General features: G+C 69.3%; 21 protein-coding genes. 8 read left to right on the forward strand and 13 right to left on the reverse strand.

The features are described 5' to 3' along the window. Nucleotides 1-31: 31 nt before the first annotated feature. From ACWGIH_RS34125 to ACWGIH_RS34150, 6 genes are all read right to left on the reverse strand, one after another. Nucleotides 32-1,003 (reverse strand): Yip1 family protein, encoded by a 972-nt coding sequence (locus tag ACWGIH_RS34125; protein WP_453452827.1) that lies wholly within the window; start codon nucleotides 1,001-1,003, stop codon nucleotides 32-34. Between the two features lie 134 nt (nucleotides 1,004-1,137). After that, entirely contained in the window at nucleotides 1,138-2,598 is a 1,461-nt protein-coding gene (locus tag ACWGIH_RS34130) for an FG-GAP-like repeat-containing protein (protein ID WP_453452829.1), read from the reverse strand. A 160-nt stretch (nucleotides 2,599-2,758) separates the two neighbouring features. After that, on the reverse strand, nucleotides 2,759-4,243 hold the full coding sequence (locus ACWGIH_RS34135) for an FG-GAP repeat protein (protein WP_453446142.1): 1,485 nt from the start codon (nucleotides 4,241-4,243) through the stop codon (nucleotides 2,759-2,761). 272 nt (nucleotides 4,244-4,515) lie between these two features. Then, nucleotides 4,516-5,889: an FG-GAP repeat protein gene (locus ACWGIH_RS34140; protein ID WP_453446052.1), complete on the reverse strand. Its 1,374-nt coding sequence runs from the start codon at nucleotides 5,887-5,889 to the stop codon at nucleotides 4,516-4,518. 194 nt (nucleotides 5,890-6,083) lie between these two features. Then, nucleotides 6,084-7,409 (reverse strand): FG-GAP repeat domain-containing protein, encoded by a 1,326-nt coding sequence (locus ACWGIH_RS34145; protein ID WP_453446053.1) that lies wholly within the window; start codon nucleotides 7,407-7,409, stop codon nucleotides 6,084-6,086. A 182-nt stretch (nucleotides 7,410-7,591) separates the two neighbouring features. Further along, nucleotides 7,592-9,874 (reverse strand): (Fe-S)-binding protein, encoded by a 2,283-nt coding sequence (locus ACWGIH_RS34150; RefSeq protein WP_453446055.1) that lies wholly within the window; start codon nucleotides 9,872-9,874, stop codon nucleotides 7,592-7,594. Nucleotides 9,875-10,217: 343 nt separating this feature from the next. On the opposite strand from ACWGIH_RS34150, the gene dnaK reads away from it, so the two are divergent. The 5 genes from dnaK (at nucleotide 10,218) to ACWGIH_RS34175 (ending at nucleotide 15,145) form a co-directional block, all read left to right on the forward strand. Beyond that, nucleotides 10,218-12,086, forward strand: a complete 1,869-nt coding sequence (dnaK, locus tag ACWGIH_RS34155) for a molecular chaperone DnaK (RefSeq protein ID WP_453446057.1) — start codon at nucleotides 10,218-10,220, stop codon at nucleotides 12,084-12,086. After that, complete coding sequence (gene grpE, locus ACWGIH_RS34160; RefSeq protein ID WP_453446058.1) at nucleotides 12,083-12,823, forward strand: nucleotide exchange factor GrpE; 741 nt, start codon at nucleotides 12,083-12,085, stop codon at nucleotides 12,821-12,823. Before dnaK ends, grpE begins: the two co-directional genes overlap by 4 nt. Before the next feature lie 41 nt (nucleotides 12,824-12,864). After that, nucleotides 12,865-14,076, forward strand: a complete 1,212-nt coding sequence (dnaJ, locus tag ACWGIH_RS34165; protein ID WP_453446060.1) for a molecular chaperone DnaJ — start codon at nucleotides 12,865-12,867, stop codon at nucleotides 14,074-14,076. Nucleotide 14,077: 1 nt separating this feature from the next. Continuing rightward, nucleotides 14,078-14,542: a heat shock protein transcriptional repressor HspR gene (locus ACWGIH_RS34170; protein ID WP_363210447.1), complete on the forward strand. Its 465-nt coding sequence runs from the start codon at nucleotides 14,078-14,080 to the stop codon at nucleotides 14,540-14,542. Between the two features lie 81 nt (nucleotides 14,543-14,623). Beyond that, nucleotides 14,624-15,145, forward strand: coding sequence for a hypothetical protein (locus ACWGIH_RS34175; protein WP_453446061.1), 522 nt, complete (start codon nucleotides 14,624-14,626; stop codon nucleotides 15,143-15,145). A 98-nt stretch (nucleotides 15,146-15,243) separates the two neighbouring features. On the opposite strand, the gene ACWGIH_RS34180 is transcribed toward ACWGIH_RS34175, so the two are convergent. The 6 genes from ACWGIH_RS34180 to ACWGIH_RS34205 form a co-directional block, all read right to left on the reverse strand. Next, nucleotides 15,244-15,885 (reverse strand): hypothetical protein, encoded by a 642-nt coding sequence (locus ACWGIH_RS34180; protein ID WP_453446063.1) that lies wholly within the window; start codon nucleotides 15,883-15,885, stop codon nucleotides 15,244-15,246. Continuing rightward, nucleotides 15,872-17,173, reverse strand: a complete 1,302-nt coding sequence (locus ACWGIH_RS34185; RefSeq protein WP_453446065.1) for a DUF7224 domain-containing protein — start codon at nucleotides 17,171-17,173, stop codon at nucleotides 15,872-15,874. The genes ACWGIH_RS34180 and ACWGIH_RS34185 overlap by 14 nt, the downstream gene beginning before the upstream one ends. Beyond that, entirely contained in the window at nucleotides 17,167-17,943 is a 777-nt protein-coding gene (locus tag ACWGIH_RS34190) for an ABC transporter ATP-binding protein (protein ID WP_453446067.1), read from the reverse strand. The genes ACWGIH_RS34185 and ACWGIH_RS34190 overlap by 7 nt, the downstream gene beginning before the upstream one ends. Nucleotides 17,944-18,585: 642 nt before the next feature. Continuing rightward, nucleotides 18,586-19,560 carry a helix-turn-helix transcriptional regulator gene (locus ACWGIH_RS34195; RefSeq protein ID WP_453446068.1) on the reverse strand — a complete coding sequence of 325 codons (975 nt, stop codon included), beginning with the start codon at nucleotides 19,558-19,560 and terminating at the stop codon, nucleotides 18,586-18,588. Between the two features lie 21 nt (nucleotides 19,561-19,581). Then, complete coding sequence (locus ACWGIH_RS34200; RefSeq protein WP_453446070.1) at nucleotides 19,582-20,562, reverse strand: LuxR C-terminal-related transcriptional regulator; 981 nt, start codon at nucleotides 20,560-20,562, stop codon at nucleotides 19,582-19,584. Between the two features lie 24 nt (nucleotides 20,563-20,586). Further along, nucleotides 20,587-21,555, reverse strand: coding sequence for a helix-turn-helix transcriptional regulator (locus ACWGIH_RS34205; RefSeq protein WP_453446071.1), 969 nt, complete (start codon nucleotides 21,553-21,555; stop codon nucleotides 20,587-20,589). 319 nt (nucleotides 21,556-21,874) lie between these two features. Between ACWGIH_RS34205 and ACWGIH_RS34210 the strand changes: the two genes are divergently transcribed. Further along, nucleotides 21,875-22,240, forward strand: a complete 366-nt coding sequence (locus tag ACWGIH_RS34210; protein ID WP_453446072.1) for a hypothetical protein — start codon at nucleotides 21,875-21,877, stop codon at nucleotides 22,238-22,240. 114 nt (nucleotides 22,241-22,354) lie between these two features. On the opposite strand, the gene ACWGIH_RS34215 is transcribed toward ACWGIH_RS34210, so the two are convergent. Further along, nucleotides 22,355-22,810 (reverse strand): pyridoxamine 5'-phosphate oxidase family protein, encoded by a 456-nt coding sequence (locus ACWGIH_RS34215; RefSeq protein ID WP_453446073.1) that lies wholly within the window; start codon nucleotides 22,808-22,810, stop codon nucleotides 22,355-22,357. A gap of 259 nt (nucleotides 22,811-23,069) precedes the next feature. Here ACWGIH_RS34215 and clpB point away from each other — a divergent pair, with 259 nt between their 5' ends. Both clpB and ACWGIH_RS34225 read left to right on the forward strand, forming a co-directional pair. Then, entirely contained in the window at nucleotides 23,070-25,667 is a 2,598-nt protein-coding gene (gene clpB / locus ACWGIH_RS34220) for an ATP-dependent chaperone ClpB (RefSeq protein ID WP_453446075.1), read from the forward strand. A gap of 83 nt (nucleotides 25,668-25,750) precedes the next feature. Continuing rightward, entirely contained in the window at nucleotides 25,751-26,299 is a 549-nt protein-coding gene (locus ACWGIH_RS34225; protein ID WP_453446077.1) for a YbjN domain-containing protein, read from the forward strand. Nucleotides 26,300-26,359: the final 60 nt, after the last annotated feature.

The following is a 26,359-nucleotide window of genomic DNA, read 5'->3' on the forward strand; positions in this document are numbered from 1 at the left end:
GCCGGGCCCCGCCGCTCTTCCATGGCTGTCGCTAGAACGTGCCGAGCTTGATGATCGCGAGCAGCGCGAGCAGCTGGATCGACGCCGCGCCGAGCGCCTTCGGCCACGGCAGGTCGTGCGACTTGCTCACCATCGTGGTCAGCAGCGCGCCCGCGGCGACCCAGGTCACCCAGCCGAGCAGCTGGACGAAGGGCTGGCCGCCGCCGAGGAACATCGCGACGACCACGCGGGGCGCGTCCGTGATGGACATGATCAGCATGGAGAGGCCGACCGTCGGCTGCCACGCGCCGTCGCCGCCGAGCTGGCGGGCGAGGGTGTGCGTGACCACGCCCAGGATGAAGGCACTGATCGTGATCGCGACGGCCGTCGTCAGGACGTACGGGACGGCCGTGGAGAGCGTGGCGCTGATGGCGTCCTCGCGGGCGCCGTCGAAGCCGAAGATCGCGAGCAGGCCGTAGAGGAACGTCACGATGACGGCCGGGGCCCACATCGCGTAGTCCCGCATCTGGAGGAAGGTCGGGCCCGGGCGCAGCACGATGCCGCGCAGCAGGTCCTTCCAGTGCAGGCGCGGGCCCACCGGCGCGGGAGCCTGGCCCGCGCGATAGGTGTCGCCCTGGTTGTACGGGTCCTCGCCCACGGAGAAGGCCTGGGTGTGACCGGGGTTGTTGGCGGCGTACGGATCGAAGCCGCCCTGACCGCCCTGCCCCGGCTGCCCGCCGAAGTACTCCGGCTCCCCGTGGTTGCCGTGGTTGCCGCCCGCCTGCGGCCATTGCTGTCCGCCGTATCCGCCCTGGCCGCGGCCGCCCTGGGGCTGTCCGCCCTGGGGCCGGCCGTACGGCGGCTGCTGCCCGCCGTACTGCTGCGAGGACGGCTGAGGGTAGCCGTACGGGGGCTGCTGGCCCTGGGGGGCCTGCTGCCCGTACGGCTCCTGCCGCGGTCGTTGTTGGGGTCGCGCTTGCGGGGTGCGGTTGTCCCGGCCGCGTCCGATCCTGAATCCAGCCACGAATCGAACGTACCTGGTCTGGAGGGCCCGGGTCGTCCCTCCTCGGGAGGAGAGAGGCTTTGCCGCTGACCTGTGACAACCCCTAGGGGGACCCTGAGGGGTTTGCCCCAGGGTCCTGGTGCTGCTGAGGCCCGTCAGCGGCCGAGCACCGCCCCGTACGCGTACGGGTCCAACGAGGCGGGAAGGCCGAGGGAGTTCGGGGTGACGACCGAGCCGCCCGCCTTGGCGCCGGGCAGATCCCAGACGCCGCCCGCGGCGGAGTTCTCGCCGGGTGCGGCTACGGACAGGTCGGGGACGCCGTCGCCGTTGTGGTCACCGAAGGCGAGCGCCGCCCCGAAGCGGTCGCCGGCCTGGGCGACGCCCAGGATGTCGGGGGAGTTCTGCTGGTACGCGACCGTGCCCGGGTTCGCCGCGCCCGCCGGGTCGAGCAGGCCCATCTCGCCGCCCTTCAGGACGGTGACGCTGCCCGCCTTCGCCGCGCTGCCGATGGCCTCGCCGGGGGCGCCCGCGATCAGGTCGTCGTGGCCGTCGGCGTCGATGTCGGCCACGGCAAGGGCGTCACCGAAGCCGTCGCCGGTCTCGGCGACGCCGGGCATGCCCGCGGTGTCCTGGTTGAACGTCTGCTGCTCCCAGCCGAAGCTGCCGTTGGCGTCGCCGAAGCGGATGTGGATGCCGCCGCCCTTGGCGAGCTTCTCGGGGCCGCACGGGTCGTCGATGTTCTCGTCGGCGATCTCGCGGCAGTTGCCGACGGCGAGGTCGTCGAAGCCGTCGCCGTTGAAGTCACCGGCCGCGAGGGCGTTCGCGGCTCCGTTGGAGTTGTTCCAGAAGTTGGCCATGGCTCCCTCGTCCTTGTTCCAGCCGTAGAGGCGGAGGTGGGACTGGGTGTAGGGCTGGTTCTGCGTGTAGTAGCCGAGGGCGAGGTCGGGGCGCCCGTCGTTGTTGAAGTCGCCGGTGGTCATGACGGGGGCGCGGCCGCCCATGCGGTCGGCCATGAACGGCTGGGTGTCGGCGGCGAGCGGGTTGAAGTTGGCGACGACCTGGTCCTTGCCGCCGATGGCGAGGTCGACGTCCGTGTCACCGGTGAAGTCGGCGGCGGCGAGGGCGTTTCCGTACACGTCACCGGACTTCGCGCCGCGGCCCGCCGTGTTGGCCAGGGCGAAGCCGTCGCCGGTGCCGTACAGGACGGTGACGGAACCGGCATCGGTCTTGGCGTCGATGTCCTCACCGGGAGCACCGATGACGAGGTCGGCGTACTTGTCGTCATCGACATGCGCGGCGACGACGGACCCGCCGAACCGGTCACCGGCCTCCGGGGTGCCGGGCACCTCGACGGTGGCCTGGGTGATCCGCCGCACGCCGTGCGGCCCGGGCCCGTACTCCCCACCGAACACCACACTGACGTACCCCGCCTTGGCCTTGCCACCGACACTGCCGCTGGGCACCCCGACGAAGAGATCGTCGTAACCGTCACCGTTGAAGTCGGCGGTGAGGGGTGCGGGTGCGGGGGCGGCGACGGCGGGGGCCGCGAGGGGGAGGGCTAGGCCGGTGGCGGCGAGGGCTGTGGTCGCGGCGAGGGCGAGGGTGCGTGTGCGCACGGGATCTCCAACTTGTCGGTGAACGCGGGGTGGTGACCGGTGCCGGTACACATGGGACACGCGGAGCGAGGAGAAGGTTGCGGAAGGGCTCCGGAGGCATGGGCCGGGCCCGCACGGAGGGGTGCGGGCCCGGTGTTCAAAGGGGGGGGGACGGGCGGGGTCAGTCCGCGAAGTTGGTGCCGAGGCGCGGTGTGCCCGTGGCGGAGATGCCGACCGTGGACGTGTAGACGCCGGTCGTGCCCGCGAGGGTGCCGTCGGGGAGGGCGTCCAGGACGTAGAACGCGCCGTTGGAGCCGTTCTCGCCCGACGCGCCGACGGAGACGTCGCCCCGGCCGTCCGCGTTCAGGTCGTCGATGTGGACGTCGGACCCGAAGAAGTCGTTCTTCTCGTTGGAGTTGGGGACGCCCGGGGAGTTCTGGCTGTAGAGCACCGAGCCCGCCGTGGAGAGGCCGGAGCCGTCCGCCGCGCCGTAGATGACGGTGATGGAGCCCGCGTCGCTGACGCCCTCCAGGTCCTCGCCGGGAGTGCTCGCGACCAGGTCGAGGTGACCGTCGCCGTTGACGTCGCCGAGGTCGAGCTCCGCGCCGAAGGAGTCGCCGTTCTCGCTGCCGCCCGGGATGCCCGCCGTGTCCTGGGTGATGGCCTGGCTGTCGCCGTACGGGCCGTTCGCGTTGCCCTTGACGACGTACACCGTGCCGCCCTTGTTGGCGCCGGCGATGCCCTCGTCCCAGGTCAGGCCGATGATGACGTCGCCGTAGCCGTCGCCGTCCGTGTCGCCCACGTCGGTGATGTAGCCGGCGGGCAGGCGCTGGACGCCGTTGGTGGTGACGCCGTTCGCGCTGCCGGGCAGCCAGAGGTTGGCGTTGTAGTCGTCGGCGGTGGAGAAGCCGTCGACGAGCAGGTCGTCCTTGCCGTCGCCGTTGACGTCCCCGGAGTGCAGGTTGAAGGCGCCCGCCCCCTCGCCGCTGTGGATGGGCGGGAGCACGGTGTAGCGGCCGCCGGTGGCGCCGGAGCGCTTGATGCCGCCGTCGAAGATGTCGAGGGTGGCCGCGCCCGACGCGGCCCCGACGGCGAGGTCGTCCTTGCCGTCGCCGTCGAAGTCACCCGCCTGGAGGGGGCCGCCGAACCTGTCGTGCTTCGTGGGGCGCGGGTCCGCGATCGTGGAGCCGCCGGAGAGGCCGCTCGGGGAGCCCCACAGGACCTGGACCGTGCCGCCGTCGACGTCGCTGCCGACGTCCTCGCCGATGGCGCCGACGGCGAGGTCGTCGTAGCCGTCGCTGTCGAAGTCTCCGTACGCGGTGTCGGCGCCGAAGAAGTCGCCCTTCTCGGCGGTGCCGGGCACGCCCGCGCTGTTCTGGCTGTAGGTGACGTGGCGCTGCTCGGCGCCGCCGTACGTGACGACGACCTGGCCCGCCTTGTCCTTGCCGCCCACGTTGGCGTGCGGCGCGGAGGTGGCGAGGTCGGCGGCGCCGTCGCCGTTGAAGTCGGCGTCGTCCGGCTGGGTGGCCGCGGCGGGCGCGGCGGTCGCCGTCGTGGCCGTGAGAGTGAGGAGTCCGCCCGTCAGCGCGGCGGCCGTGGCCGTGGCTGCCGCGAGGCGGCCGCGTCTGGATCGGGGGAGCGGGGAAGTGCGCTTGTGCTTGGCCATTCCGTTGGTCTCCTGCTGCATGCGGGGATGTCTGGATGACATCCGCAGTCGATGGGGTGCCGGTGGGGCGTGTTTGCCGGGCCTTGGCCCTGGCGTCACGCCTTGTTGGCGAACGGGAGACTCATGGAGGGGGGCAAGGGTTGTATGGGGGAGGGAAGTTGGGGGAGACAGCGGCGGGTGGTGGAGGGGTGATGGGCGGGTGTTGGGGGGTATGTGACGGTTCGGTCTTGCTTGTCCACACGCCCCCCACCCCCGCGAAGTCGGGTCCGGCGTCAGCGCAGGGTCTCGCCGAAGCTGCCGGCACCGAGGCCGAAGTCCGTGCCGTTGAAGGAGGCCGCGTACGACGAGGTCAGGCCCGTCGTCGTGCCGCGCAGGACCCACACGGCGCCGACGTCCACCTTCGCGCCGATGTCCTCGCCGATCGCGCCGGTGGCCAGGTCCGCCTTGCCGTTCCCGTTGATGTCCTTGAGGCGTACGGACGCACCGAAGCTGTCGCCCGCCTCGGCGACGCCGGGCACGCCCGCGGTCTCCTGGTGCCAGGCCTTGCCCGAGGTGAACTTGCCCGCGGTGGACTTGAGGAGCGTCACGCTGCCGGTGCCGCCCACCGTGCCGACCTGCTCGCCGGGCGCCCCCACCGCGAGGTCCGCGAGGCCGTCGCCCGTGACGTCACCCGCGGCCACGGACCAGCCGAAGCCGTCGTACGCCTCGTCGGCGCCGGGGATGCCCGCGTCGGACTGGTCGTACGTCACCGGGGCGCCGAACTTGCCGTCGCCGCCGAACCGGACGGTGACCGAACCGCCCTTGGTGGCACCGTGGTTGCCGGTGACCAGGTCGGCGTAGCCGTCGCCGTTGACATCACCGGTGGTGGCGGCGTCGCGGGTGGCCGCCGGGTCGGCGCCCTCGCCGAGGATCTCCGCCTGGTAGCCGTAGTCGCCGGCGCCGCCGTTCATGTGCGCGGTCCAGGCGCCGCCGTCCGCGCGCTCCCCGTACAGGACGAGGCCGATGCCGTCCTTGCGCTTGAAGTTGCCCGAGACCATGCCGTCCAGGTGGGCGCCCTCGGGGATGAAGTCGACCTCGAGGCCGTACGCGGTCCCCTGCGCACCGGAGTAGTACCACCAGTTGTCGCCGCTGATCACGGCCAGCTGGGGCGCGCCGTCGTCGTCGAAGTCGGACCAGGTGGTGGCCTCGCCGAAGCGGCCGGCGGTGTCCTCGGGGGCGTTGATGACATGGCCGCCGGAGGTGAAGGCGTTCTTGCCGCCCTTGATGACCGTGACGGAGCCGGAGGGCTTGCCCTCGACCTGCTCGCCGGGGGAGCCCACGATCAGGTCGGCGTAGCCGTCGCCGTTCGTGTCGCCGCTGGTGATGTTCTCGCCGAACTCGTCCTCGTCCTCCATGACTCCGGGCACGCCCGGCGTGTCCTGGGTGACGGTGACGGAGCGGCCACCGGAGACTCCGGAGGCCGAACCGAACGTCACGGTCACGGAGTTGGAGCGGGTCGTCCCGACGGCCAGGTCGCGGTAGCCGTCGCCGTTGTAGTCGTCCTTGAGTGTCGAGGCGGCGCTCGCCGTGCCCGCGAGGGGCAGCGTCAGGCCCGTGGCGGCGAGGGCCGCGACGCTCGCGGCGATGGCCAGATTACGTACGCGCACGTGGGGCTCCCGGGAGTGGAGGACTGAGAGGGCTGCTTCCCGGGATGTGACATGCGGGGCGTACGAATGGTTGTGCGACGGGAGCGGTCAGGTGTCCGACGGGTGAACGCCGGAGCCGTCAGGCGCCGTTGCCGGGCGTGAGGAACTCCGGGGCCCTCAGGCGCCGTTGCCCGACGTGAGGAACCCCGGAGCCGTCAAGCGCCCTTCCCCGCCGTGAGGAACTCCGCACTGGAGAAGGTCAGCCGGGGCTTGCGGGAGACCAGGTCGGTCTTGATGCCCGGATAGACCCCGATGGTGTCCTCGCCGTCCCCCCGGTACGTCCGCAGGACCAGGTCGGCCCGCTCGTCCCCGTCGAAGTCCGCGACGGCGAGCACCTGCGTGGTGCCCTTGGCCGAAGGGACCACGAGCGCCGAGGCGTTGCTGTCGAGCGGCCCGGTGCGTCCACGGAACACCCGCACCTCGCCCGTGCCGCCGCCGTCCCCGCTGCTCCCGCCGCTCAGGATGAGCTCGCTCAGGCCGTCTCCGTCGAGGTCACCCGTGTCCACGGCGACGTTCTTGGACTCCATGGCGGCGCGCGCGGTGCCGGGCACGTCGTAGCGCAGGGCGACGCCGTTCGGGCCCGCGACGGCCGCGTCCGTGCCCTTGCCCCTGCCGAAGCGCCCGAACGCGGTGTCCGTGCCCGCGGGGAAGAGCACCCCGGTCTCGACGGGACCCCTCGGGCCGCCCAGGACGAGGGCTCCGGCGGCGGCGCCGGACGCGTTCGCCGCCTTGCGGACGAGGACGTCGTCGTAGCCGTCCCGGTCGACGTCCGTCGCCCTGCCGGTCACGAGGTCGTTGCCGGGCGCGGCCAGGGGTTTGCCCGCGGCGCGCGGGGCGCCGGAGCGCTTGAAGGGGCCGCGCAGGAAGGTGAGGCGGGCGCCGCTCGCGTGCAGGACGAGGTCGCTCGCGCCGTCCCCGTCGAAGTCACCGCACACCGGCTGGTCGGACCAGTCGTTGCCGATGCGGGCCTGCGCGGGCACCTTGACCTTCACGGCCTTGCCCTTGAGGCCCTGGGGCGAGCCGAAGAGGATCTGCAGCGGCACGGGCGGCCGGCCGATGCCGTCGTAGGGCGGGTCGGTGGAGACCAGCAGGTCGGTGAACCCGTCCTTGTCGAGGTCGCAGGAGGCCTCCGACTCGAAGGCGGCGGGCAGCTCGCCCTTGGTCCGCGCGCCGTTCTTGCGCGCGCTCAGCAACTGCCGTGCCCCGGGCCGCAGTCCGCTCTTCGACCCGTAGACGACACCGATGCCCGCGTCGTCGCCGTGGCCGCTGTGCACCAGGTCGTCGAGTACGAGATCGGGGGAGCCGTCACCGTTGAAGTCGTCGTCGACCTTGCTGCCCTTGCCGGCCGGTACGGGCAGCTGCGCCGCGCCCTTGCCCGCCATGCTGACGGGCTTGTGCCGGGCGTCGGGCTTCGCCGCGTCGTCGTTGCCCCCGCACCCGGCGAGCAGCAGCGCGCAACTAACGACGGCTGCCGTGCCCATGACACCACCGCGCCTCGCGACACTCTGCCGTCTGACACCACGTATCCCGGCACTCCGCATGCCCACCACCCGCCCCGACCGCCCCAACCGACAACAACCAGCACATGATGCCCCCCTTCCGCGGGACGCGAAAGGCCGGTCCCGCCCAAGGGCGGAACCGGCCTCACGTACGCCAGGAGCCGTTACTTCACCGGCTCGGGCTCCGGCTCGTCCGCGGTCTCGGCCTCACCGGCGGGGTCCACCGGGGTCTTCACGGAGTCGAGCAGCAACTGCGCGACGTCCACGACCTGGAGGGACTCCTGGGCCTTGCCGTCGTTCTTCTTGCCGTTGACGGAGTCGGTGAGCATCACCAGGCAGAACGGGCAGGCCGTCGACACGATGTCGGGGTTGAGGCTGAGCGCCTCGTCGACCCGCTCCGTGTTGATGCGCTTGCCGATCCGCTCCTCCATCCACATCCGCGCGCCACCGGCGCCGCAGCAGAAGCCGCGCTCCTTGTGGCGGTGCATCTCCTGCTGGCGCAGGCCGGGGACGGCGGACATGATCTCGCGCGGCGGCGTGTAGATCTTGTTGTGCCGGCCCAGGTAGCACGGGTCGTGGTAGGTGATGAGGCCCTCGACGGGCGTCACCGGGATCAGCTTGCCCTCGTCGATGAGGTGCTGGAGCAGCTGCGTGTGGTGGATGACCTCGTAGTCGCCGCCCAGCTGCGGGTACTCGTTGCCGAGCGTGTTGAGGCAGTGCGGGCAGGTCGCGACGATCTTCTTCGCCGTCTTCGGCTTGGCCGACTCCGGCGTGACCTTGCCGTCGTCGTCGAGCTCCTCGCCGAACGCCATGTTCAGCGCCATGACGTTCTCCTGGCCGAGCTGCTGGAACAGCGGCTCGTTGCCCAGGCGGCGGGCGGAGTCACCGGTGCACTTCTCGTCGCCGCCCATGATCGCGAACTTGACGCCCGCCATGTGCAGCAGCTCCGCGAAGGCCTTGGTGGTCTTCTTCGCCCGGTCCTCGAGGGAGCCCGCGCAGCCGACCCAGTAGAGGTACTCGACCTCGGTGAGGTCCTCGATGTCCTTGCCGACGACCGGCACCTCGAAGTCGAGCTCCTTGAGCCACTCCAGGCGCTGCTTCTTGGCCAGGCCCCAGGGGTTGCCCTTCTTCTCCAGGTTCTTGAGCATCGTCCCGGCCTCGGACGGGAACGCGCTCTCGATCATCACCTGGTAGCGGCGCATGTCGACGATGTGGTCGATGTGCTCGATGTCCACCGGGCACTGCTCGACGCAGGCGCCGCAGCTGGTGCAGGACCACAGGACGTCGGGGTCGATGACGCCGTTCTCCTCGGCGGTGCCGATGAGGGGGCGCTCGGCCTCGGCGATCGCGGCCGCGGGCACGTCCTTGAGCTGCTCCTCCGTCGCCTTCTCGTTGCCCTCCATGTCCTTGCCGCCGCCCGCGAGCAGGTACGGGGCCTTGGCGTGCGCGTGGTCGCGCAGGGACATGATCAGGAGCTTCGGGGAGAGCGGCTTGCCGGTGTTCCAGGCGGGGCACTGCGACTGGCAGCGCCCGCACTCCGTACACGTCGAGAAGTCGAGCAGGCCCTTCCAGGAGAACTGCTCGACCTGGCTGACGCCGAAGACGGCGTCCTCCGCCGGGTCCTCCCAGTCGATCGGCTTGCCGCCGGACGTCATGGGCTGCAGCTCGCCGAGCGTCGTGGAGCCGTCCGCGTCGCGCTTGAACCAGATGTTCGGGAAGGCGAGGAAGCGGTGCCAGGCGACGCCCATGTTCGTGTTGAGCGCGACGGTGATCATCCAGATGAAGGATGTCGCGATCTTCACCATGGCGAAGAAGTACGTGAGGTTCTGCAGCGTGGAGAGATCCATGCCGCCGAACCAGGAGACGAACGGGTACGAGATGAAGAACGACGCCTCGTAGCTGTCCACGTGGTGCTGGGCACCCTCGAGGGCGTGCAGCGTGAAGATGCAGACGCCGACGATGAGGATGACGGCCTCGACGAAGTACGCCTGGCCCTTCTTGGAGCCCGCGAACCGGGACTTGCGGCCCGGCTTGTCGGGGTTGCTCAGCTGCCGGATGACGATCAGCGTCAGGATGCCGACGATCGTCATCGTGCCGATGAACTCGACGAACATGTTGTACGGCGCCCACTCACCGATGATCGGCAGCATCCAGTCGGCCTTGAAGAGCTGGCCGATGGCGTTGACGATGGTGAGGAGCAGCGAGAAGAAGCCCACCGCCACGAACCAGTGCGCGACGCCGACGACGCCCCACCGGTTCATGCGGGTGTGGCCGAGGAACTCCCTGGCCACGGTGACGGTGCGCTGCACGGGCTGATCGGTGCGGGTACCTGCCGGGACGGACTGTCCGAGCCGCATGTACTGGTAGATCTGCACGATGGCACGGCCGAACAGCGCGACGCCGACCGCGATTAGGACCAGCGACACGATGATCGCGGCGAGTTGCATTTGGGGGCTCCTCGGGCCTGCGAGGCGAACTATTACTAAGCGGTAACTTATGCAGTCCGTCTGAGACTACCCACTTACTCAGCCGCACTGTAGCCAGCGAGGCGGTGATCTGCGTCGCTCAGGCAACCCTTGCCGCGCATGGCGCCCCAAAGGGGCGCGGGGAACTGCGCGATCAGTCGAGACGGACCCGCACTCGAGAGCCGGCCTCGCAGGTGAAGCCCCTACTTGCGCGTAAGCCCGGGATAAGAGTTGAGCCCCCTAGACTCACTTCTGTTGACGCCAGCGCAGCGACCATGCATCCTTGAGTCAGATCCACTCAAGAGTTACATCTGGAGGAACCGAAATGGCACGTGCGGTCGGCATCGACCTGGGCACGACTAACTCTGTCGTCAGCGTTCTTGAAGGCGGCGAGCCCACCGTCATCACCAACGCCGAGGGCGCCAGGACCACGCCGTCCGTCGTCGCCTTCGCGAAGAACGGCGAGGTGCTGGTCGGCGAGGTTGCGAAGCGCCAGGCAGTCACGAACGTCGACAGGACCATCCGCTCGGTCAAGCGCCACATGGGCACTGACTGGAAGGTGGACATCGACGACAAGGGGTTCAACCCCCAGCAGATCTCGGCGTTCATCCTGCAGAAGCTGAAGCGCGACGCGGAGTCCTACCTGGGCGAGAAGGTGGCCGACGCGGTCATCACCGTCCCGGCGTACTTCAACGACTCGGAGCGCCAGGCGACGAAGGAGGCCGGCGAGATCGCGGGCCTGAACGTCCTGCGCATCGTCAACGAGCCGACGGCCGCCGCTCTCGCGTACGGCCTCGACAAGGACGACCAGACGATCCTCGTCTTCGACCTCGGTGGCGGCACCTTCGACGTGTCCCTCCTGGAGATCGGCGACGGCGTCGTCGAGGTGAAGGCCACGAACGGCGACAACCACCTCGGTGGTGACGACTGGGACCAGCGCGTCGTCGACTACCTGGTCAAGCAGTTCAACAACGGCCACGGCGTGGACCTCTCCAAGGACAAGATGGCGCTCCAGCGCCTGCGCGAGGCGGCCGAGAAGGCCAAGATCGAGCTGTCCTCCTCCACGGAGACCACGATCAACCTGCCCTACATCACGGCGTCCGCCGAGGGCCCGCTGCACCTGGACGAGAAGCTCACGCGCGCCCAGTTCCAGCAGCTCACGTCCGACCTCCTGGAGCGCTGCAAGACGCCGTTCCACAACGTCATCAAGGACGCGGGCATCCAGCTCTCCGAGATCGACCACGTCGTTCTCGTCGGTGGCTCGACCCGTATGCCCGCCGTCGCGGAGCTCGTCAAGGAGCTGACCGGCGGCCAGGACGCCAACAAGGGCGTGAACCCGGACGAGGTCGTCGCCATCGGTGCCGCCCTCCAGGCCGGTGTCCTCAAGGGCGAGGTCAAGGACGTCCTGCTCCTCGACGTCACCCCGCTGTCCCTCGGTATCGAGACCAAGGGCGGCATCATGACGAAGCTCATCGAGCGCAACACGACCATCCCGACGAAGCGCTCCGAGATCTTCACGACGGCCGAGGACAACCAGCCGTCCGTCCAGATCCAGGTCTACCAGGGCGAGCGCGAGATCGCGGCGTACAACAAGAAGCTCGGGATGTTCGAGCTCACGGGCCTGCCGCCGGCCCCGCGCGGTGTCCCGCAGATCGAGGTCGCCTTCGACATCGACGCCAACGGCATCATGCACGTGACGGCCAAGGACCTCGGCACCGGCAAGGAGCAGAAGATGACCGTCACCGGCGGCTCCTCGCTGCCGAAGGACGAGGTCGACCGCATGCGCCAGGAGGCCGAGCAGTACGCGGACGAGGACCACAAGCGCCGCGAGGCCGCCGAGTCCCGCAACCAGGGCGAGCAGCTCGTCTACCAGACGGAGAAGTTCCTCAACGACAACGCGGACAAGGTTCCCGGTGACGTGAAGACCGAGGTCGAGTCCGCCGTCGAAGAGCTGAAGGAAAAGCTCAAGGGCGAGGACACCGCGGAGATCCGCACGGCCACCGAGAAGGTCGCGGCCGTCTCGCAGAAGCTCGGCCAGGCCATGTACGCGGACGCGCAGGCCGCCGGCGGTGAGGGCGCTGCCCCGGGTGCCGAGGGCGCCGAGTCCCCGAACATGTCCAAGGACGACGACGTGGTCGACGCCGAGATCGTCGACGACGAGAAGCCCGGTGACTCGAAGGGCGGCGCCGCATGACCGAGGAGACTCCGGGCTTCGGCGACAACGCCGAGAAGCCTGACGTCCCCTCCGGCGCCACCCCTGATGACGCGGCGCCGCAGGCCGCCGAGCCCTCCGTCGAGGAGGGCACGGCGGCCCCGGCCGGGGACGCAAGCAAGGCATCCGCCCAGTCGGCTCAGTCCGGTCAGTCTGCCCCGTCCGCTCAGGACGTCGGTCTGATCGCGCAGCTGGACCAGGTGCGTACGGCGCTCGGCGAGCGCACGGCGGACCTCCAGCGGCTGCAGGCCGAGTATCAGAACTACCGCCGCCGGGTGGAGCGGGACAAGGTCACGGTCAAGGAGATCGCCGCGGCGAACCTCCTGTCCGAGCTCCTGCCGACCCTCGACGACGTCGGCCGCGCCCGTGAACACGGCGAGCTGGTCGGCGGCTTCAAGTCGGTCGCGGAAGCGCTGGAGACGGTCGTCGCCAAGATGGGCCTCCAGCAGTTCGGCAAGGAGGGCGAGCCCTTCGACCCGACGATCCACGAGGCCCTGATGCACTCGTACGCACCGGACGTCACCGAGACGACCTGCGTCGCGATCCTGCAGCCGGGGTACCGCATCGGTGAGCGCACCATCCGCCCCGCGCGGGTGGCCGTGGCCGAGCCGCAGCCGGGCGCGCAGACGGTCAAGGGTGATTCCGAGACCGCCGCATCCACGGACTCCGCCGACAAGGCGGAGGACAAGGAGACCGGTGGCGGCCCGGACGAGGGCTGACACATCGGAGTTGTTGTGAAGCGAGAGGAGGGACGTCGGGGATGAGCACCAAGGACTTCATCGAGAAGGACTACTACAAGGTCCTCGGCGTCCCCAAGGACGCCACCGAAGCCGAGATCAAGAAGGCGTACCGGAAGCTCGCACGCGAGAACCACCCGGACGCCAACAAGGGCAACACCAAGGCGGAAGAGCGCTTCAAGGAGATCTCCGAGGCGAATGACGTCCTCGGCGACCCCAAGAAGCGCAAGGAGTACGACGAAGCGCGTGCTCTCTTCGGCAACGGCGGCTTCAGGGCCGGCCCCGGAGGCGCGGGCGGCGGCGGTTCGTTCAACTTCGACCTGGGCGACCTCTTCGGAGGCGGCGCCCCGGGCGGAGGAGCGGGCGGTGCCGGTGCCGGCGGCGGCTTCGGGGGCGGTCTGGGTGACGTCTTCGGGGGCCTGTTCAACCGAGGCGGCACGGGCGCGGGCGGCGCGGGCACGCGTACGCAGCCCCGGCGCGGCCAGGACATCGAGTCCGAGGTCACGCTGAGTTTCACGGAGGCGGTGGACGGGGCCACGGTCCCGCTCCGGATGTCCTCCCAGGCGCCCTGCAAGGCCTGTTCCGGCACCGGCGACAAGAACGGCACACCGCGCGTGTGCCCGACCTGCGTCGGCACGGGCCAGGTCACGCGGGGCGGCGGCGGCGGATTCTCCCTCACCGACCCCTGCGTGGACTGCAAGGGCCGCGGGCTCATCGCCCAGGACGCCTGCGAGGTCTGCAAGGGCTCGGGCCGGGCGAAGTCGTCACGCACGATGCAGGTCCGCATTCCCGCGGGAGTGTCGGACGGCCAGCGCATCCGCCTACGAGGCAAGGGCGGTCCCGGTGAACGGGGCGGCCCGGCGGGCGATCTGTACGTCGTCGTGCACGTCGACACCCACCCGGTCTTCGGCCGCAAGGGCGACAACCTGACGGTGACGGTGCCGGTGACGTTCGCCGAGGCGGCACTGGGCGGCGAGGTGAAGGTCCCCACTTTGGGCGGCCCGCCGGTCACCCTGAAGCTGCCACCGGGCACCCCCAACGGTCGTACGATGCGGGCGCGGGGCAAGGGCGCGGTGCGCAAGGACGGTTCAAGGGGCGACCTGCTGGTGACGGTGGAGGTATCGGTACCGACGTCGTTGAGCGACCAGGCGAAGGAAGCCCTGGAGACGTACCGCGAGGCGACTGCGGACGACGATCCGCGGGCAGAACTGTTCCAGGCCGCGAAGGGAGCATGAGATGGACGGCCGCCGTCGACAGTCCAATTTTGGGCGGGCGTACCAACTGACCGACGAGACGCCGGTCTACGTCATCTCGGTGGCCGCCCAGCTTTCGGGCCTCCACCCGCAGACCCTGCGGCAGTACGACCGCCTCGGCCTGGTCTCCCCGGACCGCACGGCGGGCCGCGGCCGCCGCTACTCGGCCCGCGACATCGAACTGCTGCGCACGGTGCAGCAGTTGTCGCAGGAAGAGGGCATCAACCTCGCCGGCATCAAGCGCATCATCGAGCTGGAGAACCAGGTCGCTGCGCTGCAGGCGAGAGTGGTGGAGCTGTCCAGCGCCGTCGAGGGCGCGGCTGCCGCGATGCAGCAGCGCGAGGCGGCGGTCCACGCGTCGTACCGCCGCGACCTGGTCCCGTACCAGGACGTGCAGCAGGCGAGCGCGCTGGTGGTGTGGCGTCCCAAGCGGACGACGGAACAGTAGATTTCGTACGCTCTTGTAGGGGCCGGGAGGTGGCAACCTCCCGGCCCCTACGTGTCTGTCGGAGGAAGTGGGGGCGGGGCGATGGCCATGGTGGGCCTGTTCTGGATCGCCGAGGGCGATGTATACGTGGGCGCGAAGCCGTCGGGCCTCGCGGCGGGGGTGCGGCTGACGCCGGAGGGCATCGTGGCTCTCGGCGACAGACAGTCGGCGTTCTACCCCTGGGACGAGGTGCGTGCCCTGACGGTCGAGGACGCCCCCGTGAGGTCGCTGAGGAGGCAGGTGGGCGCCTTGGTGGACGCGGCCATGACGGCGGGCCTCGGCGGCTTGCACGAAGCCCCGGCGATGACGGTACGGCTCGTCGCGGGCGCGGAGGCCGAGGAGACGGAACTGACGGCGTACGTGGCCGCGGCGACGGGCTACTCCCAGTCGGAGCACGACCTGTCGCTGACACTGCTTTCCCGCATGACGGAGGGCGAGGCGACCCTGCGTACGACGCTGGCGGCGATGGCGGAGTGGGGCCGGGCCCGGGAGGGCGGTTCGCCCCGGGGCCCGGAGCGAGAGACGCTGCTACGGACGTGGACCGGGGCCGAGGCCGAGGCGTAGGGCGATTGCAGGAAAGTCCCACGCACTGCTCCCGGCTGACCGCGCTGACGTGCGGGTACGGGGGCGGGGGTGGGACTTTTCTGCGACCGGCGGCCCAGCTACTTGCTGCATGAGGTCACCCACGGAGTTGCCGCTCCCCTGCGGAGGAAGGTCCTCCGCCGCCAGGGAGTTGCCGCGGCCGCCATGACTCCGAGGAGCAGCGCGATGGCTGCGGCAGCCCAACTGAAGGGGTCGGCGGCCGGTTTGGCCGTCCAGTCCCACCAGTTGCCCGGGTACCAGATCAGGATGAGGACCGAGGCCAGCGGGACGGCCCAGCCGAGTTGATGGCCGAGTACACCGGCGGAGAGCAGGGCGAGGCCCAGCCAGATCAATGTTGACCGGACGAAGACGACCCCTGAGTCAGCACCGCCCGCCAGGGCTTCCGTGCCGAACGAGAAGGCGCAGACCGTCAAGGTCAGTGCCGTGCAGTACATGGCGCGCAAGCGGTGCATCGTGGACGCACCCATCGCGTCGTGTGCCGACATGGCGCCGTCGAGCGCGGCGGAGAGGAAGACCGCCGTCAGCAGCGGAAGTTCCTGCCGGTAGGGCACACCCGTGGAGACGCCTCCGCTGCCGATCGAGGGAATCGCGATGTTGGCGCCGCCGAAAAGCGCCGACAGCAAGGCGACAACCGCTGTGCCGAGGAGGACTGCCGGGCCCCGGTGGACTCTCGCGTAGCGGAGCAGATCAGTGCCAGTCATCAGGCTTGCACCACGAGCTTTCACGAAGTACGTGGCCGCGCTCCCGCTCGACCCACTTCCGCTGTTCGGCCGACGGCATCCGCGCGGCCTTGGCCGCCTCGCGCTGGGCGGTGTCGACTCCCTCCATGTGAAGGCCATCGTCCGCGACGGCCGGGTCCTGCCCAACGGCCTCGTATTCAAGCCACAGTGTGAGGTTGTCCATGGACTGCCACGCACGGCGTTCGTCCTCGGGCGGGCTGCAGTCGCCGATCGACTCGGTGAACACCTGGTCGGACATGGCGATTGCCGCGGTGCGTACGTGCCCTTCGGCGATGTCGAAACCGCGGTCCCCCAGGTCCGTCCGCCGGAGCCCGAACTCGTAGAACACGTCGGGTGTCTTGATCCAGGGCTGATCGGCCCGGTCCAGGCGCTGGGCCATCCGCGTCAGCTCCGGCAGATACTTCCGGTGCTCGGGCCAGACGCACACTTGTGGGGCGCTCTTGTCGGCACGGTCGCACAGCGGATCGGTCGCGGAGGCCGGGCGGTCCACGCGCAATTCGCCTGCGGCCGGGACCGAGGCCAGTGCGGTGAGGGAGCAGGCCACCGACACGACGGCGATGGCGCGGACAGGGCGTGAGGACTTCCGGCGGGGCGTCCGGAGTTCGGCTCTTCTCCTCATCGGCGGCGCAGTCACCGCCAGCACCGCGAGAGCGAGGGCGAGCAGCAGGCGGAGGGCGACCGGCAGCGGGCGCAGGTGGGTGTCCGGCGGCCCCGCAAGCACATTGAATCTGAACGGCAGGGACAACATGCTGATGAAGCAGCCCAACGCGCAGACGATGGGTGTGAATGCCGCCGAGGGCCACCAGCGACCGGCCAGATGTCCCACAGACGCGAAAATGATCAGGGTCGAGGCGCCGAGCAGCAGGTAGGACGGCCAGAGGAACCCCGGCCCCGCGTCGCCGAACGAGACGGCCACGGCGGTGAGGCACCCGATGCCGTACGCGAGGAAGCCGAGCGTGAGGGTGGCGGCAAGCCGCATGGTCTCGATCTGCCAGCCCGGCCGGGCGGCGGCGAGAAGGAACTCGGGCATCCCTGCCCGGGAGGCACGTCCGGCCTGCCAGGCGGAGGCACCGGCGAGGACGGGCCCCAGGAAGAGCGTGACGACCTGTGCCGCCACGCTCGCCTCGGGCCACACACCGATCCAGTACCGCGACCGCCCGAAGAGCACCAGAAGGTCCACGGCGATCATCAGCGGAAAGACGGTGAGCAGGGGCGAGCGGCGCAGCTCGATGCGGTAGGCGTTCAGCATGCGGCTTCCTCGGTCGTTCCACGGCCGCTCAGAACGGTCATGTAGCCGCGCTCCAGCGGACTGTCTCCTGGAGCCGCCGGTGTGGACAGAGCCGCCAGCTCCTGTGGCGTACCGCTGTGGACCAGCCGGCCGTCGTTGAGGACCAGGACGGTGTCGCAGGCGGCTCCCACGTCCTCCACCAAATGCGTACTGAGCACGATGGCGGCGCCGGCGCCTGCAAGGGAACGTATGAGGTCGCGGAAGTCGAGGCGCTGGGCGGGGTCGAGGCCGACGGTGGGCTCGTCGAGGAGGAGCAGGGACGGGGAACCGACGATGGCCGCGGCGATACCGGCGCGACGGAGCATGCCACCGGAAAGCGACTTCATGCGGTCGCGGGCCCGGTCGGTCAGGCCGACGGCAGCCAGTGCCTCCGCCGTCGCCGACTCGGCCTCCTTGGAAGGAACTTCACGTAACCAGGCGCAGTAGCGGACGAAATCCGTGAGCGAGAAGGCCGGGTAGTAGCCGAAGTCCTGGGGGAGATAGCCGATTCGGGGACGCACCTGCCGGACCTCCCGTTCGCTGGTCACGGGCCTGCCGAAGAGCTCCAGTTCCCCGCTCTGCGGAGGCGCGATCGTGGCGAGGGTGCGGAACAGGGTTGTCTTGCCCGCTCCGTTGGGGCCCAGCAGCCCGGTGACACCGGGCTGGATGGACAGGTCAAGGTCCTCGATGATGCGTCGGCTGCCGTACCCCTGAGCGAGGGCGGACAATCTGGCGGCGGGGTGCGTTGGCATAGATGAATTCCCAAATTATGGGGTGGGCCCACCGGAACCGTGGGCCCACCGAGCGCAGGTGAACTGCTACTTGTGTACGTCCGTGTTGTTTATCTTGAACGTGCACTCGTAAGTGTCGTACTTGCCTCGGTAGCCGTTCCGCAGCGAGTCGTGGTGCTGCTCATCGACCTCGTTGTTGCAGTTGTAGTCCGTGTACCAGCTGCTGGAGTACCACGTGTTGGCCTTTTTGCAGTACCCGTGACCGGACGTTGAGTACCAGTACCCCCGGCAGCCGTCATCCCACGAACTCTCGTTGGAGGCATTCGACATCGGAGCCGTAAGCCCGATGGCTGTAGCTGCCAATGCCGCAACGACGGCTCCCTTCGCGGCCTTGGTAGCCATTATTCGGTTTGCAAAAGAACTGATTTGCATTTCCCCCCCTGGGAATGTGGCGCTGGAGGCACAATGATTCCGTCTCCAGTCGTGAGTCACGGCAGATGAGTTCGTCCGCGGGACCACCCGAGTCGGGCTCCCGCCGACATCACTTTGGGGTGACCGGGGGCTGTGTCGCTAGCGTCATCTTGTTGCACTGCATCTCACTGGGGCGGAGACAAAAGCCGCGAAGGCCGCCATTTGCAGGTACTGGTGAGCGTTCCCGCCGGCTCAGGCTTCTGGGCCGAGAATCCCGGACTGGCCTATGAGGTAGCCGAGTTGTGCTCGACTACGGCTGCCGAGAGTGGCTGAGAGTTTGGAGATGTGGGCTCGGGCAGTGCGGATGTTCATGTCCAGCCGGGCGGCGATTTCGGCATCGGCCAAGCCCTCGGTGAGGAGGGCGGCTATGGCTCGTTGACCGGCGGAGATGCTGTGTTCCGGGGGCTGTTGTGCCGTGTTCGGGCGCATCGGCGTGGCCATGCGCCACAAGCGCTCGAACGTGGTCACGAGGTACTCGACCAAGGCGGGATGCCGAAGTTCGACGGCGAGATCGTTGTCCCGGTGCGCAGGGACGAACGCCACGGTGCTGTCGAGGACGAGCAGGTGGTCGGTGACCTCGTTGAGGGTGCGGACTTCTACGTCGCCCTCAAGTCGCTCGTACTGTGCGAGGGCGGGTGGGGCGTGACGCGAGGTCTGCCGGTGCAGAGTACGTATACGGCAGCCACGCCCCAACATGGCCTGTTCGCGGGACAAGTCGGCGGTCAGGAACCCGGAGGGCCGGCCTTCACCCGGCCGCACTGTCAGCAGTTCCTCCGTCGCATCGGCCATGGCCCGGGTGATGGCCCCGTTGATGCGGGGAAGACCGTCCAGGACGGTGATCTCGGGGGCGTCCGGGTCGGATACGGATTGACTGCCGAGCGCCGTCAAGGACTCGAAGGCTGCGGTCAGCCGCGCCTCGCGGTCGCGTTGACGGGCGATGTCCCTCTCGATCGCGTGCAGGGCTCGGGACAGGGCGGCCGCGGGGGCGATGGGGCGTAGCCACTTCATGTCGTCGGTGTCGGGATGCAGCAGCCCGTGGTCGATCAGACAGGGGGCGGGGGTGGCGTCGTGGTAGGGGATACGCCCGTTCATCAGCGCGCGCTCATAGAGGGCCGCGCCTGCCTCGCACAGCTCGTCGATGCTGTGGGCCACGTGTTGCCGGGTCATGCAGTGCCGTCCCTCCACCTCTCAGCGCGGGTGTCTCAGGATGTCTGACCGGCCTATGAGGTATCCGAGTTGGGTACGGCTTCGGCTGCCGAGGGTATCGGCGAGCTTGGCGATGTGGACGCGGGCGGTGCGCACATTCATGCCGAGCCGTGCAGCGATCTCAGTGTCGGTGAGGCCGTCGACCAAGAGTTCCGCGATCGCCTGCCGCCGGGTGGTGATGCCGTTGCCGTTCCCCGGATCGAGCTGCGTCGGCTGCGGGTACATGGGTGTGGCCAGAGCCCAGAGACACTCGAAGGTCCGGGCGAAGTGTTCGACGAGGGCAGGAAGGCGGATCTCCAACGCGACATCGCGACTCTTGTTCGCCGGGATGAAGGCCACGGTTCGGTCGAAGAGGAACAGGCGCTCGCTGACTTCGTCGAGGGTGCGCACTTCTACGTCGCCGTCCAACTGCTCGTAGTGAGCGACCACCGGTAGCGCATGGCGGGTCGTGTGCTGGTAAAGGGTGCGGAGCCTGGCGCCCCGGTCGAGGGACTTCTGCTCGCGGGCTCGGGTCTTGGCCAGCGACCAAGTGGGCCGTGTCCCGCCGGGCTGGATGACGAGTGTCTCCTTGGTGGTGTCGGCCATCGCCCGGTTGATGGCTTCGTCGATCTCCGGGAAACCCCGGAGCACGGTGACGGCGTGCGATGCGGGGGCCGGTTCGGGCCGACCGGGAGCGAGCGCCATCAGCGGCTCGAATGCCGTGGCCAGTCGGGCGCCGAGCCGGCGTCGGCGCACGATGCCCTCTTCGACGCCGAGGAGCATCCCGGAAAGGGCGAGGGCAGGGGATACGGGGCTGAGCCATGCGGAGTCATCGGTGTCGGGGCGCAGCAGCCCGAGTTCGCGGAGGCAGGGAGCCGGTTCGGCATCACCGCGGCGGAGACGCCCCTCGCGCAGTGCGAGGGCATAAAGGGCCGAGCCCGCCTCACATAAATCTTCGGCGTGCGTATGGGGAACCTTCGTCACGTACCGCTCACTCCCTGACCGAGTTCAGTGGTCCTTCTCGAGGATCCCGGACTGGGCAATCAGATAGCCGAGTTGAGCGCGGCTGCCGCTGCCCAGTGCGGCGGCGATCTTGGCGATGTGGGCGCGGCAGGTGCGGACGTTCATGCCGAGGCGGCGGGCGATGGCCTCGTCCACGTGGCCCTCGATGAGCAACTTGGCTATGGAGCGCTGAACGCCGGTGATGCCGTCCGTCGAAGGGGGATACGGAACTTCGTCCAGAAGCGGAATGGCCGAGCGCCACTGCTGCTCGAAGACCTTGGCGAGGTACTCGACGAGGCCGGGGTGGCGCAGCTCCAGGGCGACGTCGCGATCGGCGCGGGCGGGGATGAGCGCGACGGTACGGTCGAAGATCATCATCCGGTCGATGACTTCTTCCAGGGTGCGTATCTCCACGCTCTCCTGGGCCATGCGAGCCGCGTAGGCGAGGGTGCCCTGGCTGTGTCGCATGGTGTGTTGGTAGAGGGTGCGCATCGTGACACCGCGGTCGAGCACGGTCTGGCCGCGCTTCAGCGCCACGTTCAGGGTCTTCTCGCTGCGACCGCCTCCCGGCTGGACGGTGAGCACCTCCGTACGGCACTCCGCCGTCGCACGCTCGATGGCCGCGTTGATCCGCGCCTCGCCCTCCAGGACGGTGATCGCGTGGGTAGCCGGTTCCTCACGTGCGGTGATGGCCATGAATGGCTCGAATGCGTCGGCCAGTTGAACGGCCAGTTTCCGCCGATCCTTGATTTCTTGCTCGATGGGGTGCAGACGTTGCGCGAGGGCGGCGGACGGGGAAACCGGGCGCAGCCACTCGGAGTCGTCCGGATCCGGGTGGAGAAGAGCAGATTCCAGTAGGCAGGGAGCGTTCTCGGCCTCGGCCCGCGCCAGACGGCCACTGCCGAGCGCACTCGCGTACAACCTCGCTCCTTCGCCGCACAGGGGGACGGTGGGGTGAGGATGTGTCGGTTTCATACCTGTTGTAAGCAAATCTCCACCCCCCAGGGTCCTGAACGTGCAGGAACATGATGCATCGACCCTGTGGCTTTGACGTGCTCGATTGAGACATCGTCTTGTTGTGCCGGGGGAGAGGAACCTACCAAGTGAGGACGAAGCCGACCATGTTTAAGCGCATGCTTCGCTCGGTGCTTGTCACCACCTTCTCCGCAGGGCTGACCTTGGGTGCGTTGAGCACTCTTGATCTCGGGTGGCACAGCGCGCCGGCCAGTACGAGTTCCGTTTCAGCTCCGGCCACGGATCTGGGGTGGCACGTCGGCCCGAAGGGAGCGAGTGCATGAGCACCCCGCCCGACGACCGCACCTTTCGCCGAGAAATGGCCACCGCCTACCGTTCCGGCTGGCACTTCATCGATCTTGCCACCGCGATACCCCACGCCGGTGACTCGTTGATGGTCACGCTTCTCGGTGAGCCGGTGGTCGTCACCCGGGACGACGAGGAGGAGATCCGGGCCTACCGGTGCCTCCGCAAGCCGCGTGGAGCCCCCCAGCCCGTGCGGTGTGCCATCCGGTACGGGATGGTCTTCGTCAATCTTGATCGGCGTGATCACCAGCTGGTCGGTGAGCCGGGCGGCCGGCAGCAGCAGGACCAGCAGAGCTCCACCACTACAAGAGCCATCACAGCCACCCCCCGCAGCGCCTGACGCGATCCCCCGTCGTTGTACATCGCGCAGGTGCTTCCCCCAGCAGCGGCGCCACCGTGGACCTGAACACGGTGGCGCCGCTGTGGTGTGTGCCGGGGGGTTCCGGGCGCGGGGTCAGGGTGTGATCAGCGCCCGCTGGCCCATCGCCCGCGTCAGCGTGATCTCGATCAGCGCGCGGTGCGGATTCGGCCTCGGCGGCCGCCCGTACCGCTCCTCGAAGCGGCGCTCGCCCTCCGCGACCTCCACCGGCCCCGTGCGCACGCGTGCGACCCCCTCCAGCGTCGCCCAGCGCCGTCCGTCGACCTGGCAGACCGCCACCCGCGCCCCCGGCGCCTCCGCGCCCGCCACGCTCTCTGTGCCCGCCGCAGCCTCCGCCGCCAGGACGTTGCGGACCTTCGCGCTCGACCTGCTCGCGAGCACGCGGGCCACACCCGCCTCCGGGTCGTACGTCACGCAGACCGGTACGACATGCGGGGTGCCGTCGGGGCGGTGCGTCGTCAGCGTGCACAGATGCCGTTCACGCCAGAAGCTGAGGTAGGCGGGGGTGGGGTGGTGAGGGTCCATGGCCATGGGGCGAACCTAACCGTTGCCCCCGGCCGCACCCCTCCTGCCACCCCTCCTGCCACCCCTCCCGGCTCCCTGGGGTCGACCTGCGCCCCCTTGAGTGGAATAGACTCAACTTTATGTACGCTGTTTAAGTCAGGTGGGTTCGCGGAACCCGCCGGCCCAAGGCCGGAAAGCCGGCCGACCCAAGGCCGGAAAGCCGTAAGACGTAGCGACGTGCAGACGCATGGACGAGACGTAAAGACGCAAGGAGGAGACGACGCACGTGGACGCCGAGCTGACCAACAGGAGCCGGGACGCGATCAACGCGGCCAGCAGCCTGGCCGTGAAGGACGGGCACCCCGACCTGACCCCCGCGCATCTGCTGCTCGCGCTGCTGGAGGGGCAGGACAACGAGAACATCACCGACCTGCTCGCCGCGGTGGAGGCCGACCAGGCCGCCGTCCGTGCCGACGCCGAACGGGCACTGAGCGGCCTGCCCAGCGTCACGGGATCCACCGTTGCGCCGCCGCAGCCCAACCGCGACCTGCTCGCGGTCATCGCCGACGCCTCCCAGCGGGCGAAGGAGCTGGGCGATGATTACCTCTCCACCGAACATCTGCTGATCGGCATCGCCGCCAAGGGCGGTCCCGCCGCCGAGGTCCTGGGCAAGAACGGGGCCACCGCCAAGAAACTGCTCGACGCGTTCGAGAAGGCAAGGGGAGGACGTCGGGTGACCACACCGGACCCGGAGGGTCAGTACAAGGCCCTGGAGAAGTTCGGCACCGACTTCACCGCCGCCGCCAGGGAAGGCAAGCTGGACCCCGTCATCGGGCGTGACCAGGAGATCCGGCGCGTCGTGCAGGTCCTGTCCCGGCGCACCAAGAACAACCCCGTCCTCATCGGTGAACCCGGCGTCGGCAAGACCGCCGTCGTCGAAGGGCTCGCGCAGCGCATCGTGAAGGGCGACGTTCCCGAGTCGCTGAAGAACAAGCGGCTCGTCTCCCTCGACCTGGGCGCCATGGTCGCGGGCGCGAAGTACCGCGGCGAGTTCGAGGAGCGCCTCAAGACCGTCCTCTCCGAGATCAAGGAGAGCGACGGGCAGATCATCACCTTCATCGACGAGCTGCACACCGTCGTGGGTGCCGGAGCCGGCGGCGACTCCGCCATGGACGCCGGCAACATGCTCAAGCCCATGCTCGCCCGCGGCGAGCTGCGCATGGTCGGCGCCACGACCCTCGACGAGTACCGCGAACGGATCGAGAAGGACCCCGCCCTCGAACGCCGCTTCCAGCAGGTGCTCGTGGACGAGCCGAGCGTCGAGGACTCGATCGCCATCCTCCGTGGGCTCAAGGGGCGGTACGAGGCGCACCACAAGGTCCAGATCGCCGACTCCGCGCTGGTCGCAGCCGCCGCGCTCTCCGATCGGTACATCACCTCGCGTTTCCTGCCCGACAAGGCCATCGACCTCGTCGACGAAGCCGCGAGCCGGTTGCGCATGGAGATCGACTCTTCCCCGCTGGAGATCGATGAGCTTCAGCGTTCCGTCGACCGGCTGAAGATGGAGGAGCTCGCGCTCAGCAAGGAGACCGACCCCGCGAGCAAGGAGCGCCTCGAAAGGCTGCGGCGCGACCTCGCCGACAAGGAGGAGGAGCTGCGCGGGCTCAACGCGCGCTGGGAGAAGGAGAAGCAGTCCCTCAACCGCGTCGGTGAGCTGAAGGAGAAGCTCGACGAGCTGCGCGGCCAGGCCGAACGCGCCCAGCGCGACGGCGACTTCGACACCGCGAGCAAGCTGCTCTACGGCGAGATCCCCACCCTCGAACACGACCTGGAGGTCGCCTCCGAGGCCGAGGAGGAGGTCTCCAAGGACACCATGGTCAAGGAGGAGGTCGGCCCGGACGACATCGCCGACGTCGTCGGCGCCTGGACGGGCATCCCGGCCGGGCGGCTCCTCGAAGGCGAGACGCAGAAGCTGCTCCGCATGGAGGACGAGCTCGGCAAGCGGCTCATCGGCCAGACCGAGGCCGTACGCGCGGTGTCCGACGCCGTGCGCCGCACCCGGGCCGGGATCGCCGACCCCGACCGCCCCACCGGGTCCTTCCTCTTCCTCGGCCCGACCGGCGTCGGCAAGACCGAGCTGGCGAAGGCCCTCGCGGACTTCCTCTTCGACGACGAGCGCGCCATGGTCCGCATCGACATGAGCGAGTACGGCGAGAAGCACAGCGTGGCCCGCCTTGTCGGCGCCCCGCCCGGGTACGTCGGCTACGAGGAGGGCGGCCAGCTCACCGAGGCCGTGCGCAGGCGCCCGTACAGCGTCGTGCTGCTCGACGAGGTGGAGAAGGCGCACCCGGAGGTCTTCGACGTCCTGCTCCAGGTCCTCGACGACGGACGGCTCACCGACGGGCAGGGGCGGACGGTGGACTTCCGCAACACCATCCTCGTCCTGACCTCCAACCTCGGCAGCCAGTACCTCGTCGAGCCGCTGACCTCCGAGGAGGAGAAGAAGCAGCAGGTCCTCGAAGTCGTACGGGCCTCTTTCAAGCCGGAGTTCCTGAACCGGCTCGACGACCTCGTCGTCTTCTCCGCGCTCGGCAAGGACGAGCTCGCGCACATCGCCCAGCTGCAGATCGACCGCCTCGCGAAGAGGCTCGCCGAGCGGCGGCTCACGCTGGAGGTCTCCCCCGACGCGCTGGCCTGGCTGGCTGACGAGGGCAACGACCCGGCGTACGGCGCGCGGCCGCTGCGGCGTCTCATCCAGACGTCCATCGGCGACCGGCTCGCCAAGGAGATCCTCTCGGGCGAGGTGAAGGACGGGGACACGGTCCGCGTGGACACCTTCGAGGACGGTCTGATCGTCGGTCCGGCGACGGCCGAGACGGCATAACCCGGTCACATCGGGGGCGGGGGTTGCGGGCCCCCGCCCGACATGGGGCAGGATGGCGGAATCCGTACGAAGGGACTAAGCACGTGAGCATCGACCCGTCCTCGATTCCGAATTTCGGGGGACAGCCCGAACCGCAGCAGGGCGATGGACCGGCGGGCCCCGTTGTCCCCGACCAGGACCTGGTCAAGCAGCTCCTGGACCAGATGGAGCTCAAGCACGTCGTCGACGAAGAGGGTGACCTCGCGGCGCCGTGGGAGGAGTTCCGCACGTACTTCATGTTCCGTGGCGAGGACGACCAGCAGGTCTTCTCGGTGCGGACGTTCTACGACCGCGCGCACGGCATCGAGGAGAAGGCCCAGATCCTCGAGGCGATCGACGACTGGAACCGCCGCACCCTGTGGCCGAAGGTCTACACGCACACCCACGACGACGGCACCGTCCGCCTCATCGGCGAGGCGCAGATGCTGATCGGCACGGGCGTCGCGCTCGAGCACTTCGTGTCGTCCACGGTCAGCTGGGTGCGCGCCGCGATCGAGTTCGACCGCTGGCTGGTCGAGCAGCTCGGCCTGGAGGCCGAGGTCGACGGCACCGAGGGTGAAGAGAAGCCGGGCGACCCCGGCGACAAGGCCTAGGCAAGGTCCGAGCGAGAGCCCGGCCAGGACGCACACCACCAGGTGGGCGCTTCCCGGCCG

The organism is Streptomyces sp. NPDC054872, from assembly GCF_053610705.1.

What these genes read in the sequence shown, in the direction of transcription:
- ACWGIH_RS34135 (WP_453446142.1), bottom strand. Translation starts at nt 4,243, where the DNA reads ATGGCCAAGCACAAGCGCACTTCCCCGCTCCCCCGATCCAGACGCGGC.
- ACWGIH_RS34145 (WP_453446053.1), bottom strand. Translation starts at nt 7,409, where the DNA reads ATGGGCACGGCAGCCGTCGTTAGTTGCGCGCTGCTGCTCGCCGGGTGC.
- ACWGIH_RS34150 (WP_453446055.1), bottom strand. Translation starts at nt 9,874, where the DNA reads ATGCAACTCGCCGCGATCATCGTGTCGCTGGTCCTAATCGCGGTCGGC.
- dnaK (WP_453446057.1), top strand. Translation starts at nt 10,218, where the DNA reads ATGGCACGTGCGGTCGGCATCGACCTGGGCACGACTAACTCTGTCGTC.
- grpE (WP_453446058.1), top strand. Translation starts at nt 12,083, where the DNA reads ATGACCGAGGAGACTCCGGGCTTCGGCGACAACGCCGAGAAGCCTGAC.
- dnaJ (WP_453446060.1), top strand. Translation starts at nt 12,865, where the DNA reads ATGAGCACCAAGGACTTCATCGAGAAGGACTACTACAAGGTCCTCGGC.
- ACWGIH_RS34170 (WP_363210447.1), top strand. Translation starts at nt 14,078, where the DNA reads ATGGACGGCCGCCGTCGACAGTCCAATTTTGGGCGGGCGTACCAACTG.
- ACWGIH_RS34175 (WP_453446061.1), top strand. Translation starts at nt 14,624, where the DNA reads ATGGCCATGGTGGGCCTGTTCTGGATCGCCGAGGGCGATGTATACGTG.
- ACWGIH_RS34180 (WP_453446063.1), bottom strand. Translation starts at nt 15,885, where the DNA reads ATGACTGGCACTGATCTGCTCCGCTACGCGAGAGTCCACCGGGGCCCG.
- ACWGIH_RS34185 (WP_453446065.1), bottom strand. Translation starts at nt 17,173, where the DNA reads ATGCTGAACGCCTACCGCATCGAGCTGCGCCGCTCGCCCCTGCTCACC.
- ACWGIH_RS34190 (WP_453446067.1), bottom strand. Translation starts at nt 17,943, where the DNA reads ATGCCAACGCACCCCGCCGCCAGATTGTCCGCCCTCGCTCAGGGGTAC.
- ACWGIH_RS34195 (WP_453446068.1), bottom strand. Translation starts at nt 19,560, where the DNA reads ATGACCCGGCAACACGTGGCCCACAGCATCGACGAGCTGTGCGAGGCA.
- ACWGIH_RS34205 (WP_453446071.1), bottom strand. Translation starts at nt 21,555, where the DNA reads ATGAAACCGACACATCCTCACCCCACCGTCCCCCTGTGCGGCGAAGGA.
- ACWGIH_RS34210 (WP_453446072.1), top strand. Translation starts at nt 21,875, where the DNA reads ATGAGCACCCCGCCCGACGACCGCACCTTTCGCCGAGAAATGGCCACC.
- ACWGIH_RS34215 (WP_453446073.1), bottom strand. Translation starts at nt 22,810, where the DNA reads ATGGCCATGGACCCTCACCACCCCACCCCCGCCTACCTCAGCTTCTGG.